This window comes from Roseibacterium elongatum DSM 19469 (assembly GCF_000590925.1).
In the GTDB taxonomy this organism is placed as follows: Bacteria; Pseudomonadota; Alphaproteobacteria; order Rhodobacterales; family Rhodobacteraceae; genus Roseibacterium; species Roseibacterium elongatum.
Genome location: NZ_CP004372.1, coordinates 1,160,144 through 1,175,364 on the forward strand (window position 1 = coordinate 1,160,144; position 15,221 = coordinate 1,175,364).

Genomic DNA, 15,221 nt, shown 5'->3' on the forward strand with positions numbered 1-15,221 from the left:
TTCAATGCTGCGCATCGGTGTGTTCATTCCCAGGCCCTCGCCAGAAAGGCGTCAGCGACCTCGGACATCTGATATCTTTCGGCAATGCGCGCGATGCGTTCGGATTGCAGGTTCAAGGACGCGGCATCTTGCGCGTCGAGCACCGAACGGATGGCCATCGCCATGGCCTCAGGGTCGCCAATCGGTGTGATGCGGTCGGGAAATTCACGGCCGAGAATTTCCCGCGCGCCGCCGCCAAGACAATCCGTCGAGATCGCGGGAATGCCTGCTGCGACCGCTTCGATCAAGGCGTTCGGGAATCCTTCGGTCACGGAACTGATGATGAAGAGATCGGCGGCCACGAGATACCTGAAGCGGTCCATGCGGTACCCGAGGAAGTCGACGCGATCTTCGATGCCCAGCTCTCTGGCCAGATCTTCCAGTTTCTGCCTCTCCGGACCTTCGCCCAGAATGATCAGGCGCAGATCGCTGCCGGATTGTGCAACAGCGCGCAGCATCGTTGCGTAGTCCTTTTGCGGCATCAAACGCCCGATGGCGATGGCTGTGGGTTTGTCGTCATCAAACCAGGGGTGCCCGGTCGGCGCGGCGCGCGCGTCGTCCAACTGCGCCGCATCGGGTGCCGCATTATGGATGACGCCGGTTGCTTCTTTGGGCAGGCTGGCGAACTCGGCGATATCTCTGGTCACCAGATCGGTGTTTCCGATAACGGCATGGGCTTTGGGATAAAGATGCCGGACCAGAGCGTTCATCGCGACGCGCCGAAGCGGGTCCATGCCGCGCAGCAAGGCAGTGTACTGGTTCCGCTCGCACACGATGACCCGCGTCCCCGTTCGCGCAAGACGGGCTGCAACCAAGGCGGCGACGTTCGTTCGGGTCAGCGCCGAGATCAGGGTCTGTGCCTGTGTTTCCTTGAGATGCGCGACCAGCTTTGGCAGGCATAGAACGGCTTTGCGACTGCCAAGGACATGGAGGTCGACCTTCTCCGAAAGCAGGTCTTTGACCGGCCCGTTGTCATTGTTCACGACAAGGTGGACCGGTATGCCGCGCGATGCGATGTGGTTCGCGAGCCTAACAAAAAAACGTTCGGCCCCGCCGCCTTCGAACGAGGGCAGGTAGAAATGGATCGCCCGGTTCTCGACGCCCCGGGCGGCAAGGTGCATCCTTGTCTCAGAGAGAGGCGTATGGGCCTTGTTCATGTGTCCCCGGGATACTGTTCATCCATGTGTCGGTGTCTTGCGACGCGATCCTTTTTGTCTTGACCGCACAGTGCAGCAGTGTGGGGCCGTCCGTCCATCCATCGACTTGATAATCACCTGCCAGTCACGGTCATGTCCGGTCTGAGTGTTTTTGCGCCACTTCTATGGAATTCTGCCGAAAAGTTGAATGCAAGGACGAGCGGTAGCTTGAAACGGTACGATGGGAACGTGCAAGAAACGTGATTTGGCTGTGATGGCTTTCAGATCTTTGAACGAGATTCGAGTTTCATCCGACACGAGCGCAACTTGGTGGTCGTTGTAAAGCCGCAAGTCGTCGACACACCTCTTGTCCGGCCGAGGCAAGGTGAAGGCCGCCTGGGCAGACTTGCCGCTGTGACCACGGGGCCATCCGCCCGTACGGACAGCGCAGCTTGCCGCAATTGATCCCATGCGGCGATGCCCCGTGCAACCATCCTGACAAAGACTGACGCCTGACGGTTTCTGGGTTGGTGGGGCATGCAACTCGATGCGGTCGGCTTGCCTGCATCGTCGCAGTGGTCGCGACTCACGCCTTTTGAATTCAGTCCCTCGACCAGCAATCCTGGTTGTAGAACTGCGCCGCGACCTGCCAGTGGCAGGCGGCCTCCCTCGGGCCCAGCCCGAGAGCATACAACCGACACGTCTGAAACCAGCCGAATCGGGCCGGTTACCCAACCGCCAACCTTGGCGGCGTAGGGCAGTAGTCTGCGTCGGTGGTTTCGCTGACCCGTTCGGGCATGCGCCAGGCCGACGTGTCGAACCCGTAAGCATCGTCGAGCTTCGAGAAATCCTCGAAGAACAGGTCATAGAAGTACGTATTTGCCTCTTCGCGAATCCGTTCCCGCTTCTCCTTGGTCGGGGGCGGGCCGTAGACCGCGCGCCTGACCGCGGGCTGACGCACCGCATTGACCAACCAATGAACGCCGGCAAGGCGCAGGGTCCGTGCGCTGCGGCGGGCGAGTTTGGCGATGAACCGCACCGGGGGGTCGCCATCCTCGTTGATCCGGGCATGGAGAACGTCGTCGCTGGGCTGCACCTCGGGCAGGTCCAGTGCTTTGCAGATGCTGGACACATAGCCGGACGGGCTATCGTTGAGATCGTGATAGTTGAGGAGCTTGATCTGATCGCGCCCCAGAACTTCGGCCCACCAGTTCAGGTTTCTGTAGTACAGCCCGTTGTTTATCATGGCCGGGTGGTTCTCGGCCATCCAGCGAAAGCCCAGGTCAGGCTCGCCACCCTTTAGATAGTGAAAGTAGTGCGCGATCGCCCGATCGATCGGATTGCGCAAGGTCGCGACAATGGTGACGTCTGGGAGATCCCTTGCGAGGCGTTCGATCGCCTCGGGCTTGTCCAACAGCGACGGCGCGACCTCGACGCAGATCTTGTGGTCGCTCGTACGCTCTCCGAAGGTGCCCGAGTACCAATCCCAGCCCTTATGGTAGAGCTTGTCGAAGAAAAAGGTCTCTTTGCCGAGCGCTACCGGAAGCTGCACGTCGCCCCGGCTTCGAAGGTAGTTGTCGATCCAAGTGGTGCCGCTTTTGTGCGGGCCGACGAAGATGAAATCAGGTTTCAAATCAGAGTCTCCCAATGCCTCGCCGAAGAAAAACAGCGTTCCTCTCAGCCAGCGTCACAAAACTGTAATGAAAAATTCACATAACGTCTACGTCAGTGTCACATACGGCCAAGGCCAAGCCCGTGGTTGCTGAGCCGACCCGACGAATCGACGCGGCCATGTTGCCGCGAGCAGCGCCTGGCCAAGTCACCCATGATGCGGTTGCAGACTTGTTCGAGTATGTTTCTCGGGGCACAGGCATGCCGATCTGGTGGAAATGCCGAGACCCATCGCTCGTCGGTTATGCTATGCTAGAGACGCTCTCGACCGACTGTGATGCCGCAGGACGGTTCGGTGGTTTTCTGTTTTGAAAAAGTCCGTTTCCATTATCGAAACGGAATGGTTGCAATTACGTAATTTAAAAAGACTGTATTCAATGCGGAAACGATAGAGTCAGGAAAGCGATTTTCTGTATCGAAACGATTTTCAAAACATAAACAGATACTTACATCGCTTTCGCGTTTGGGCGTGCGGTGCCGGGCATCGTCTCAAGGAAAGTCGCGGCCGACAAATGAATCGGATTCTTTCGCGAATCGTGCAAGGATTAATCCATTATTAACGGAGCGACCTTTGATGACGAAAAAAGTTACCAAAGCAATTTTTCCGGTGGCTGGCTTGGGAACGCGGTTCCTGCCAGCCACCAAATCCATTCCCAAGGAAATCATGACCCTCGTGGACCGGCCGCTGATTCAGTACGCCATTGACGAAGCGCGCGCCGCCGGCATCGAGGAGTTCATTTTCGTGACCAGCCGCGGCAAGAGCGCGCTCGAGGATTACTTCGACCACTCGCCGGAACTTGCTCAGACGCTCCGCAAGAAGGGCAAGACCGAGCTGCTGGAAACGCTCAAGTCGACCAATATGGACTCTGGCGCGATCGCCTATATCCGGCAGCACCAGGCCAAGGGGCTGGGCCATGCCGTTTGGTGTGCCCGCAGGCTTCTGTCCGACGAGCCATTCGCGGTCATTCTGCCCGATGACATCATTCGCGGCGAGACGCCCTGCCTGAGGCAGATGATTGAGGCGCATGCGGAAACCGGCGGGTCGATCGTTGCGGCGATGGAAGTGCCGCCCGAAAAGACCTCGTCCTATGGCGTGCTGGATATTCAGGAAGACATGGGGCATGTGGTGTCCGTGAAGGGGCTTGTCGAAAAACCCGATGCGGCTGTGGCGCCATCGAATCTCGCCGTGATCGGGCGATATGTCCTGTCGCCCGACGTGATGAAGAACCTCGGCAAGACATCGACCGGCGTCGGTGGCGAGATTCAGTTGACCGATGCCATCGCCCGCGAGATCGACGAGGGCCGCCCGGTCTATGGCTACCGCTTCCGCGGTACGCGGTTTGACTGCGGATCGAAGACTGGATTTCTCATGGCCACGGTGGCCGTCGCGCTGGAGCGCGATGACCTCTCGGGCGAGTTCACCGAGTTCCTCGAGGACTGCCTGCAGGTATCCCTCAATCCGCCTCGAGTGAAAGCAAGCTGATCTTGCCGGGCGCGGTGCACAGTCGGCGCGTGCCCTTACGCGGCGTTCGGATCGATCTCTAGCGCCAGATCCACGCCGGAAGCATCCCGAAGCGTGAAATGCAGCATGTCCCCGATGGGTGTTAGCGCGGCTTCTAACGCGGGGCTTTGTTGGCTTGGAAACGGGGCTAGCAGGACGCCGATCCGATGCGACTTGGCCGGTGCGAAGCGCGCGATCAGGCAGGTGCTTTCCGGTTTGTCCGCGATCTCGGCGGGATCGACACCCTCGAATCCGGTTCTCTGCGCGACCTGAATTGGCCCGTCTGCAGGATGAAGGAACCGACCTGTCAGGCCCGCCTTGCGGCCCGTATAGCGAAAACCCGTACCGTCGATGACGCAGGGCGCATTGAAATGCAGCAGCCAGTCAATCGAAACAGGCCGTGACGCATCGATGATGTCGAGGATCAGAAAATAGCGGTTGCTCAGAATGCGAACCTCGCGGGCAACGCGGTCGAGGCCGGGCACGTTGGGCGCATAGGCCTCGCGGGCGTCGCCGCGCAGAAAAACGTGATCCTCCCTCGTTTCCACCCCGTCGATGCGCCCGCTGGCCGCACGGCACGCGGCCTTGTTGCGACCGGCATATTGGCCTTGGCTGTCGATCAGAATGGCGTTCTTCGAAATGGTCTGACGCCGCCAGTTGCGATGCATCGCAGAGTTGAAGGCCACATAATGCCCTGACTGAATTGCAAGATCCTCGCCATAGGCTGACAGGACAAAGGCGTTCTGGTCGCCATGGCTGTGGCTGAGTGAACCGAAGGGACTGGACTTGAAAATGAAATGCACGTGCTGTGACGGGTCGTGCAGTTTGTTTTGGAAAGCGACCCAACCAATTCCCTTGAACCATTTCAACGCCGGCAGGTCCCGTGGTGCAACCGGCGGGGTTGGATTGAACTCGTGCCGAAAAACCATCTCGTCGAAGGCAAGGTCCCACCATCCATAGTTGAAATAGCGATCTTCACTGCCTTCGTCCTGCGCCCGGACCTTGTCGGCAAACCATTGATACGCGCCGTTATTCGTCGTGGCGGCCAGCTGCTGCATGATCTGCGCCATCTTCAAGCCCGGCGGGTCGCCCAAGGTAGTGTCGTCGCAAAAGGAGGCCCGTCTTGTGTCGGGTGGCCTGACATAAAGGGGGAAATCGCCTGTTTCCTTCAGGAAAGGCCGTTCAAACAGATCAATGCCCGTGGCCGCGCGCAACAGGGTCGCCGCATCAACCAGATAGGCCATCGCCGTCATCCAGTAATGGGGCCCTTCGGCGTAGCCACCGTTGCGGTCGCCCCAAGGTGGATACACGGTGGCCAGGAAAGTGATCGCGAAATCAAGCCATTGTCGTGCCTCGTCGCAGTCGTCGAGGAGCGCAAGGCTGGCCGGTAACAGCACCGCCGGCACGGCGCGGATTGCGTGGCTGTTATAGGGGTTGCGTGTAACCGACCCGATTACATGCTCTGCAATATCGCGTGTCCGCAAGTAGAGCGCCTGCTGCACCTTTTGGCGCTGTTCGACATCCAACATGTCATGCAGCCAGTCGTAGCCCCAAGCCAGCGCAAGGCAGATCCTGAACGCCCATTCATCCGAGTACCGATGAGATGTTGGTCCTGCCGTGTCCCACTCCGCCACATGGCACAGCCAGGTTTTCGCCCGCTCGACAAGGTCGCGGTCCCCGGCCACGCGCCCCGCGATCGACAGATGCCGGATCGCGTAAAGTACCTCCTGACAGGCGATGTAGGTCTGTCGCCAGATTGACGCGACACGGAGGTCATCGGGATACCCCAGAGGTTCGGGAATCGGGTCACGGTCGATCCACGGACGCACCGATCGGTCGAGAAAAGACGACCAGCCGACCTGGTCCGGAACGTCCCTTACAGCCTGCCGAAACGCCTCAAGGCCCTGTGGGCCGAGCCATAGCCGCGGGTGCCCCGCACGCACGCCCTTCAGGCTTCGATCAAGGTTCGGCAACCGCCAGATGGGGGTTTGTTCCGTGACTTCGAACGTCCTCGCCGCACTCCATCGCGGCGCTGGGCTGTTGCCTGCGTCTAGATATGCGTAGGCCCAATGGTACCTTCCGGCAGGGAAAGCGACATCCGGCTTGAAAAAATTCCATCGGAGATCGTCGAAAAACCAGGTGGCGTCCTTTGGAAAGCACGGGTCCCGCGATACCCGCAGCATGTATCGCGCATCGGGCGAGGGCGCGGGCATCCAGAAAAAGGCAGGCGGGTTTTCGGCGGTTTCCTCTCCATTTGGTCCATACCCGATATCGAGCGGGCCAGCATCCGGTTCCCAAGGGGGGTGAAGGGGTGGTGTGGTCATCAGGTCAACCCGTTGCCATCGCAAGCTGACAGGATCAGCGGTGTATTTTCCGTAGTCGGTCCAAGGACTCTCGAGGCAAGCCCCCTGCGTCGTGCGCGGCTGCGGTCCACCTTGTGAAGGCGTTTCAAACTCGACATGCCCAGACGCCTCGAAATGAACTCTTCGCGAACGGTAGATGGCGCGCAGCCATGCTCAAATCCTTTTTGGTTTCATGCGCAGCCCATTTTTTGGGCAGGTGATGCCAGTGGCCGTCCACGCTGTAGCGCCGCAACACCTGATGGCTGCACATGGGCTGAATTCGTTGGGGAATCGCCGACCTCTCTGTATGGTTAATCAAAGTTTATTTTAGCCATTTTTGGTGGGCCTGTATGGTCGGTGCTTCAAGGGATATGCAGGCGTCGTTGCGATGGTGGGCGATCTACTGCTCGGTCGCCATCGGCGTATGGTATGTCGCCCTGTCCACGCCTCGGCCTGAAGCCTCGGGCCTTTTTTTCACGACGATCGGCATCATCGCCTTGTGGCGATACTCGTGGTGGCTGGTTCATCAGGTGCGGTCCCGCATCTTTCTCAAGCGCGTGTTCCCGAGGCTCAGGGCGCAAGCCGAACGCGTCGCGACACCGCTCGATCACGTCTATGCGGTTGTCCTGTCCTACAATATCGACGAGGCCGATTTCGTGAAATGCTATGCGTCGCTGATCGACGCTGCTGTCGAAAGTGATGTGCCAACCACTATCGTGGCGTCCATCACGACCGACCGGGACCGTCGCCTTTTGCACCGGGCTTATCTCGCCGCCGGATGCCCGGAGAAGGTCGAGATCATCGCCCAGTTTCAAAAAGGCGACGGCAAGCGATCGGCCATCGGTGAAGGTTTGCGGGTCGTCGCGCGGGATTGTCCACCCGACCGGTCCGTCACCATCCTCATGGACGGCGATACTGTTCTTGGCGATGGGGCTATCGCGCGGGTTCTCCCGTTCTTTTCGGCCGACCCCGACCTTGCCGCAGCGACCACGAACAACGATGCGATTGTCAAAGGCACCTATCTGACACGGAACTGGTATGTCCTGCGCCTGGCGCAACGCCACACCCTGATGGCCTCCATGGCTCTTTCCAAACGGCTTCTGGTGCTGACAGGGCGATGCTCTTTTTTCCGCACCGATATCGCCACCTCTCGCGATTTCATCGCGCAGGTCGAGGATGACCGCATCTGGCACTGGCGTCTTGGCGAGATCAAGTTCCTGACCGGCGACGACAAAAGCACCTGGTTCCATGTGCTGAGGTCGCGCGGCAAGATGCTCTATGTGCCGGATGTCGTCACCTACGGGCTCGAGGAACTGCCAGCGCCCGGGCGGTTCTTTCCTGCCTCGACCAAGCTGATGCAACGCTGGTTCGGTAACATGCTCCGCGCGAATGCCCGCGCGGTTTCACTCGGCACGCCCCGGCTCGGCTTTTTTGTCTGGTGGTCGCTGCTGGATCAGCGTGTGTCGATCTGGTCGTCCTTGGCGGGGCCCGTTGCCACGATCCTGCTGGCGATATTTTTGTCCCCCCTTTTCATCATCTATTACCTCGCCTGGGCCATTCTCACACGCACGGTCATGGCACTGGCCACGGCCACGAACTACGGGCGCATCGCACCGGTTTGGCCCTTTTTGCTGTATTACAATCAGGTTTGGGGTGCGCTCATGAAAAGCAAGCTGCTCTTTCATCTCGACCGCCAAAGCTGGACGCGTCAATCCATCGATGGCGCAGCGCATGGGCAGACGGCAAAGGCAATCGGGGGAACCCTGCTCCATGCTGCGGCCGTCTCGACATTCGTGATCGGGATCGGGGTGTTCACAGGACAATTGAGCGCGGCCAGCGATGCGGCCCGGTACGACCTTTTTAGGGTCAATCGGGCTGCAAACGCATGATGACGCCACAGACGGGTTTGCAAGGGGGACGGAGTGACTGTGAATTCCAAAGGGCTCGACAGCCCGCCCGAGCCGACTCGCCCAAAGCAGAACGGCATTCGAACTATTCGGCGAAACACCCGCCTGCATCACGGTGTCCAACTGCCGTTTTTCGTGGTGATGGATGACGTGATTCTCGATGGCCGATCCCTGTCTCTGGACGAGTTCGAGGCCCACCACGAGCCATCCTGGCCGCGAGGACAGGATGCGGTCGCGATCGAGGTTGGAACCGAGGCCGAAGTGCGCCTGCGCATTTCGCTGTACGGCTTTGTGTGCGAGGTCGATGCTGTGGCCGAGGTGGTCGAGGTCGTCGACGACAAGGACGACCCTGTGGTCCGATTTGCCTTCAAGGACATGTCGCGCCCCTCGCGCGAGGCCCTGCGGCGCATCGCACGCAGCTATCATGCGGGTTATGTCGCAAGCCCCAGCGATCTGTTGGAAAATCACGATCCCCAGACCTTGAGCGAAAAAGAGCCCGAAGCCGCCGCTGACAATCGGCGTCTGCGGCTGCGCAATGTGATTGGAATGGGCTTGTCCGTCGGCGTGATCATGGGCACGTTCGCCTTCATCGGCATGGCCCTTTACGACCGGTTCGTGCTGATCGACGCGCAATTTGCAACCATCACGGCCCCCGAGGTCGAGATGATCAGCGCCGAAATGGGGCAGGTCCGGACCCCCATCGCAACGGTCGGTCAGATCGTCGAGCGGGATGATCCCATCTACAGCATTTCGTCCGCCGAGCTGGCCAGTGCCGAAGCCTCGCTTCTTGCGCGCGTCGATTACCTTTCCGAGATCGGCGAAGAAATGGAGAACGACCCCGATGCCTTCGCTCTCTCGCCGGATGGCGTGCCTTTTGCATCGTCGGACGAAGCGCGGCGCGCCTTGGCCTTGGCGCAAGGAGAGTTGCGCGCGCTGCAGTTGCGCATGGCCGAACTGGACGGTTATGCGCCCTGCGACTGCATGGTCAGCTGGTTTCAGGAAGACGGCGCGTGGGTCGTACCTGGCGATACGGTGGCAGTGCTTGCGCGCACGGACAGCGAAACCTTGCGGGTCGAAGCTCTGGTGCATGTATCCGAGATCGCAGATGTGCACACCGGCCGCTCGGCCGTGGTGACCGACGAGGCCACCGGCCGATCCATCCCGGCCGAGGTCGAGCGCATCACCCTCGATCCGCGGCAACAGCCGCGTGTCGGCTTTCCGCAATGGCTGCGGCAGGAACCGACCCTCGCCTCGGTCATCCTGTCGGTCGACGAGCCCCTCGATCCGTCGATGATCGGTCAGCCCATGCAGGTTGCCATTCATCGCACCAGCCTGTTCGATGCGGCGGCGAACGCCGATCAACCTTGATGGGCCTGCGCGCCATCACATCCTGGGCGGCCGCCTTGTGGTTCTCCATGATGGGCCAGCACGCCGCCGGCTTCACCGCCGAAGAGGCGTTTGCCAACTTCGTTCTTCAGGATGTCTCGGGTTATTCGGTGACGGACCCCCTGGCGGGGTATTTCGATGTCGCGGCGCGGCGCGATCGCCTGTCGCGCACGCGCGACCCACTGCTGCTCGACCGGATCGACCGACACGGCATCGGGCATAGCTGTCAATCGGCCCTGACCCTGCCGATCCCGGATCACAGGATCATCCTGCCAGGATTTTACGTCGACAATGCCTCCTGGCGGCGCATGGTCGGGGTGTTCCTGGGCTTCGAAGACGCCATGAGCGCGCTGGCTGCCGCCGAGGTGATCAACAATGACGGCTATCACGCCGACTGCATCGTGGACGTTCTGCTGCAATGGGCGCGAGCCGGGGCCATGATGGATTTCGACTACTCCACCGACCATCGGCAGGCCTGGTACACCACCGAAAGCACGATTTTCAGCGCGTCGCTCGCCTTGATGGTCGTGCGGCCACAGGTGGCCGAAAGCCGTGCCGGCGACCTGGCCGAGATCGACGCCTGGTTCCTTTCCCTTGCGCGGCGTCATTCGGCGATATCCGGTCTGCCGGCAACGTCTTGCTGCAACAATCACCTGTACCGGCGCGCGGTCTATGCGATGTCGATCGGGATCATGACCGAGGATGAAGGCCTGTTCCAATACGCCGTGAGGGCCTATCTGGGCGCCTTGTGGCAGGCCGAGGATGATGGGCATCTTCCCTTCGAGATCATCCGTGGCCGGCGGGCCGTGCATTATCAGAACTTCGCGGTCATGTATCTGGTCATGATTGCCGAAATGATGGAACGGCAGGGCATCGAGGCCTATGAGATCGAGGTCGACGGCGTGGGTTTGCAGCGCCTCATCGATGTGGCGCTCGACATGCTGCTCGACCCGGCGCTGGTGCAGAAGTATGGGGTGTTCGACGAACAAATCCTGCCCCACGAACGCGACGGACAGTTCCTTGCGTGGCTCGAACCCTACTTTGCCCGAACCGGCGATCCCCGTGCAGCCGCGCTGATGGAGGGCCGCAGGCCGTTCTACAACCGCAGTCTCGGCGGTTATCTCAGCCTCTATTTCATGGCGCCGTCCGACTTGCCGCCCAGTTGAGGGTCACGGCAGGAGGGCCTGGCCGATTCACTGCGGCGATCTCCGATCACGTTGGCATGGTGCGACAAGAATGGGCGCCTTGCCGAAAGATCTGGCACCGCGTCGATATTCCCGCCAAGTGGCATGGCCTTTCGTTGCCAGCGGGCATGCCAGTGCCATAGGCTCGGCACAGGTTTGACGCATTTCCCACGTACGTGCCCCGTTACCATTCCGGAGGGCGAGAATTGGCACAAGAAATCTGGGTTTCTGCCGATGCGGCAGACGGAGGCGATGGGTCGCCTGAAAATCCGTATTCCAGCATCCAGGCCGCGCTCGATGCCGCAGGGCCCGGTGCCGTGATCAAGGTCGCCGCAGGCACCTACGAAGAAAACATCGAGATCTCGGTCAGCGGCACCGACGGCGCGCCGATCACGCTCGTGTCGGCGGATGGACCGGGCGCGGCCGTGATACGCCCGGCAGATGATGCCGAGTCCACGATCCAGATAGATGGAAGCGATCACATCGTGATCGACGGCTTTGACCTGCATGGCGGTGAGACGGGCACCAGACCCGTCGTCCACATCCATGCCGTCGACGGGAATACCGATCCGGCCAGCAACATCGTCATCGCCAACAACACGATCTTCAAGGGTGAAGGCGACGGGATCAAGGTCAGCAAGTCGAGCGATATCCAGATCCTCGGAAACACCATCGAGGGTGGCTCAGGCCGCGAATCCGGCATCGATTTCGTCGGCGTCGAGAACGCGGTGATCGAGGGCAACACGATGACCGACCTGAGCTATGTCGGCATCATGGTGAAAGGCGGTTCCAGCAATATCGCGATCGTCGAAAACACCATTTCGGGGTCTGGCCATAATGCGATCGAGGTTGGCGGATACACCAACCTACACTCTTACCCGCCCGGCTTTCTCGACGCCGGGTTGGCCTATGAGGCGACGAATGTTCTGGTTTCTGGAAATGCCATCTCTGACGCCGGTAATTCAGCGCTGCGACTGATCGGGGCCACGCATGTACTGATAACCGAAAACGCGATCAGTGGCGCGGGCGACGTGATCAAGATCGACGACTCGGCCAAGTTCCACGACCCCTGGTTTAGCGACATGATCGGGTTCGCCGGGAACGACATCGGCGGCGACTGGTTGCGTGACCGGTCTGCCGAGGCAGAACTCTTCTGGGGCGACGCCGCCGCCGCCGTGTTTGACGGCGCGTGGATGGACGCGCTTGACCCCGACCCGATCCCGGTGCCACCCGTTCCTGAGCCTGAGCCTGAGCCTGAGCCTGAGCCTGAGCCTGAGCCTGAGCCTGAGCCTGAGCCGGGCAACCGAATCGACGGCACGGACGACTCTGATCGGATCTACGGGTCAGATCAGGACGATCTCATTTTCGGATATGACGGCCGTGACAAGCTGGTCGGCGAAGGGGGCGACGACTACCTCGACGGCGGTGCAGGCGAGGACGAGCTATGGGGCGACGCCGGCCAAGACACCCTGATCGGTGGCGGTGGGGACGACGAATTGCGCGGCGGCGACGGTCATGACGACCTTTGGGGCATGGATGGTCGCGACGACATCCGAGGCGGACGTGGCGATGACCTGATCTCGGGCGGTATGGGCGAGGATGATCTCGAAGGCGACGCTGGAAACGATGTTATCGACGGCGGTGCGGGCGAAGACGAGCTTTGGGGCGGTGACGGCGAAGACACGCTTTGGGGTGGCGCCGATGACGACAAACTGCGCGGCGAGGAAGGCCAGGATCAGATCTTTGGCGGTGATGGCAATGACGACGCCCGCGGCGGAGATGAATCGGACTGGATCGATGGCGGCAGTGGCGATGACCGCATCAACGGCGACGACGGCGACGACACTGTGATCGGGGGCGCTGGCCGCGACGAGTTGCGCGGCGGCAAAGGCGATGACCTGCTGGATGGCGGTGCGGGTGATGACCGGCTGCGCGGCGAAGATGGGTCCGACTGGATCGATGGCGGCGCGGGTGATGACCGCATGAACGGCGACGATGGAAACGACAGTCTGAATGGGGGTGCAGGCGACGACGAAATCCGCGGCGGCAAGGGCAACGATCTGCTGGCCGATGGCGACGGGGACGACCTGGTCAGAGGCGACGATGGGCATGATACGCTGGTTGCGGGCACAGGTGACGACATTCTTGTCGGCGGCCGCGATGACGACGTTTTCGTCTTTAGGGCCGAGCTTGCGTTCGATCACGACGAGGTGGAGGATTTCAGGTCCGGCGATGACCTTGTGCTGTTCGATGGGTTCGGCGCGAACCTCGATTCTTTCACAGACCTCGACACCAATCGCAACGGCCGTCTCGACGACGGCGACGCGGTCGTGGTTGTGACAGGGGGGCATACCTTCATCGATCTGTCCGGCCATTATGGCGCTTCGGCCGATAGTCACGTGATCGAGATTGGCGCGACCGGCCTGACGGACTCGGATTTCGATTTCTTATGACGCGAACGGGCGACTTGGGAAATCTGCGGGTACCTTGGCGCGTACCGACGGTGCATATGTGAACGCAATTGTGTTGCAAGAACACAACCTGTTGGGGCGAGCCGCACATGTGCCGCAGATTGTGGTGCTTTTTTTGTTCTTGCTTAGTAGAAAGAACCAAACTTCACAGTGGATTGTGGCGAATGCGGAAACAGCTTTTTGTGACGGCCATCGCAATTGCGACGGCAGCCGGGCCTGTCGCGGCTCAAGGCTTTGGAAATGGCGTCGGGTACATCGGCGGAGGCTTGTCATACGGTGAGGTTGTCGAAACCCGCGCGCCGGACAGCAACGTCTCGTATATGCCCTTCTACCTGGAAGGGCAGTATGCGTTCCCCTTTCTCGATATGGGATATCTCGGCGCCGAAGGCTACTTCGGGTATGCCGACTGGGACACGTCTCAGACCGATTTCGACCCCGACAATCCTGAACGCGAGGTGCGGGTCGGATTGCATTACTCTCACGTCGTGACCCCGGCATTGCGTATCGGGGCCTTCGGGGCATATTCCAGAACGGCGCTGGTCACCGATGACCTGCAGCGCGAACCCTATGAAACCATCTATGGCGGGCTGGAAGCGCAGTATTTCTTTGGCGATGACTTCATGCTGTTCGGTCAGGCCGGCGTCGGCAACACGTTCGAATTCCCGCCCGACCAGTCCTCTGACGATCACGAAGGATTTCGGGATGCCCGTTTTGTGCGGGCCGGTGTGACCTGGTTCCCGTTGGACAGCACCGCCATCACCTTCGAATACGAAAATGCGTCGGCTGACAGCTTCCTTAACGGTGGCGACGACTCGGGTGATTTCAGTTCGTTTGGCCTTTCCGGTGAAACCGTCTTGCCGACCGACGTTCCGCTTGAGATCACCTATTTTGCCCGTCGGGATTTCTACGAGATCAGCGTTGGAGACGTCGATCTGTCGGATCTGACCGTTGGCATTGGTGTGCGGTTTCTGTTCGGGGCCGATACGCCACGCGAAAGCTGGCAAAACGGCCGCCTTCTGACGGCGCCGCGCTTGCCCGCACGCTCGGTCGACTGGTTGGAAGCCCTTGACTGACAAACCGGGCTGCCGTGTCCACCGCGGCTATGAAACATGAAACAATAAACACAAGGAACCCGCCAAGGCGGGTTTCTTTACAAGCAGTTCGGTCGCTTTTCGGCCTAGTACGGAAGCGGCGTCGGCGTCACTTGCGCGACCGGCGTGCCACCAAGAAGGCTCACAATGTAGTCGACGCAGACATTTGTGGGGTCTTCATCGAGGAGCACGGCCAACTCTCGCTGCAGCGACGAGCGGTCCATCCTGTCATAAACCTCACAAACATCCAGATCTATACCCTGACTCTCGCCCGGCATCGGAGCGCCGACCGAGGCAGTCAGAACCGCCAAGGCTGCAAGCGTCGAGATTTTGCGTTTCATCTGTTACGTTCCTACCATGATGGGCCGAAGCCCGAGGAAATTTCGTTCTTCCAAACTCTTCGGTCGGCTAACTGCTCGCTTTAATATTCATTAACCTTTTCACAATATTGCCAGATTTACAACGTTGTGCCGCCACGATGTTGCCGCATTTT

At 60.2% G+C, this 15,221-nt stretch carries 10 protein-coding genes; 6 read left to right on the forward strand and 4 right to left on the reverse strand.

Going from position 1 to position 15,221, the window contains the following annotated elements:
• Positions 1-23: 23 nt before the first annotated feature.
• Positions 24-1,160 (reverse strand): glycosyltransferase, encoded by a 1,137-nt coding sequence (locus ROSELON_RS05515; protein ID WP_025311429.1) that lies wholly within the window; start codon positions 1,158-1,160, stop codon positions 24-26.
• Positions 1,161-1,902: 742 nt separating this feature from the next.
• Entirely contained in the window at positions 1,903-2,808 is a 906-nt protein-coding gene (locus tag ROSELON_RS17385) for a sulfotransferase family protein (protein ID WP_025311430.1), read from the reverse strand.
• 612 nt (positions 2,809-3,420) lie between these two features.
• Between ROSELON_RS17385 and galU the strand changes: the two genes are divergently transcribed.
• The gene (gene galU, locus ROSELON_RS05525) at positions 3,421-4,329 is read left to right on the forward strand and encodes a UTP--glucose-1-phosphate uridylyltransferase GalU (RefSeq protein WP_025311431.1); all 909 of its coding nucleotides are present in this window, start codon (positions 3,421-3,423) and stop codon (positions 4,327-4,329) included.
• A 35-nt stretch (positions 4,330-4,364) separates the two neighbouring features.
• Here galU and ROSELON_RS05530 read toward each other — a convergent pair whose 3' ends face one another.
• Positions 4,365-6,671, reverse strand: a complete 2,307-nt coding sequence (locus ROSELON_RS05530; protein ID WP_025311432.1) for a DUF4962 domain-containing protein — start codon at positions 6,669-6,671, stop codon at positions 4,365-4,367.
• A gap of 389 nt (positions 6,672-7,060) precedes the next feature.
• Between ROSELON_RS05530 and ROSELON_RS05535 the strand changes: the two genes are divergently transcribed.
• From ROSELON_RS05535 to ROSELON_RS05555, 5 genes are all read left to right on the forward strand, one after another.
• Positions 7,061-8,578, forward strand: coding sequence for a glycosyltransferase (locus ROSELON_RS05535; protein WP_025311433.1), 1,518 nt, complete (start codon positions 7,061-7,063; stop codon positions 8,576-8,578).
• Positions 8,579-8,611: 33 nt separating this feature from the next.
• Positions 8,612-9,964, forward strand: a complete 1,353-nt coding sequence (locus tag ROSELON_RS05540) for an HlyD family efflux transporter periplasmic adaptor subunit (RefSeq protein WP_156945855.1) — start codon at positions 8,612-8,614, stop codon at positions 9,962-9,964.
• Positions 9,964-11,148, forward strand: a complete 1,185-nt coding sequence (locus ROSELON_RS05545; protein ID WP_025311435.1) for an alginate lyase family protein — start codon at positions 9,964-9,966, stop codon at positions 11,146-11,148. The genes ROSELON_RS05540 and ROSELON_RS05545 overlap by 1 nt, the downstream gene beginning before the upstream one ends.
• A 224-nt stretch (positions 11,149-11,372) precedes the next feature.
• Entirely contained in the window at positions 11,373-13,619 is a 2,247-nt protein-coding gene (locus ROSELON_RS17390; RefSeq protein WP_025311436.1) for a right-handed parallel beta-helix repeat-containing protein, read from the forward strand.
• Between the two features lie 107 nt (positions 13,620-13,726).
• The gene (locus ROSELON_RS05555) at positions 13,727-14,710 is read left to right on the forward strand and encodes a hypothetical protein (protein WP_217520196.1); all 984 of its coding nucleotides are present in this window, start codon (positions 13,727-13,729) and stop codon (positions 14,708-14,710) included.
• 104 nt (positions 14,711-14,814) lie between these two features.
• Here ROSELON_RS05555 and ROSELON_RS05560 read toward each other — a convergent pair whose 3' ends face one another.
• Positions 14,815-15,069 (reverse strand): hypothetical protein, encoded by a 255-nt coding sequence (locus ROSELON_RS05560; RefSeq protein WP_025311438.1) that lies wholly within the window; start codon positions 15,067-15,069, stop codon positions 14,815-14,817.
• Positions 15,070-15,221 lie beyond the last annotated feature (152 nt).

Bases quoted from the DNA above. Each gene is read 5' to 3' on its own strand.
- galU (WP_025311431.1), top strand. From the start codon at position 3,421: ATGACGAAAAAAGTTACCAAAGCAATTTTTCCGGTGGCTGGCTTGGGA.
- ROSELON_RS05560 (WP_025311438.1), bottom strand. From the start codon at position 15,069: ATGAAACGCAAAATCTCGACGCTTGCAGCCTTGGCGGTTCTGACTGCC.
- ROSELON_RS05555 (WP_217520196.1), top strand. From the start codon at position 13,727: ATGTGCCGCAGATTGTGGTGCTTTTTTTGTTCTTGCTTAGTAGAAAGA.
- ROSELON_RS05545 (WP_025311435.1), top strand. From the start codon at position 9,964: ATGGGCCTGCGCGCCATCACATCCTGGGCGGCCGCCTTGTGGTTCTCC.
- ROSELON_RS05515 (WP_025311429.1), bottom strand. From the start codon at position 1,160: ATGCACCTTGCCGCCCGGGGCGTCGAGAACCGGGCGATCCATTTCTAC.
- ROSELON_RS05530 (WP_025311432.1), bottom strand. From the start codon at position 6,671: ATGACCACACCACCCCTTCACCCCCCTTGGGAACCGGATGCTGGCCCG.
- ROSELON_RS05535 (WP_025311433.1), top strand. From the start codon at position 7,061: ATGCAGGCGTCGTTGCGATGGTGGGCGATCTACTGCTCGGTCGCCATC.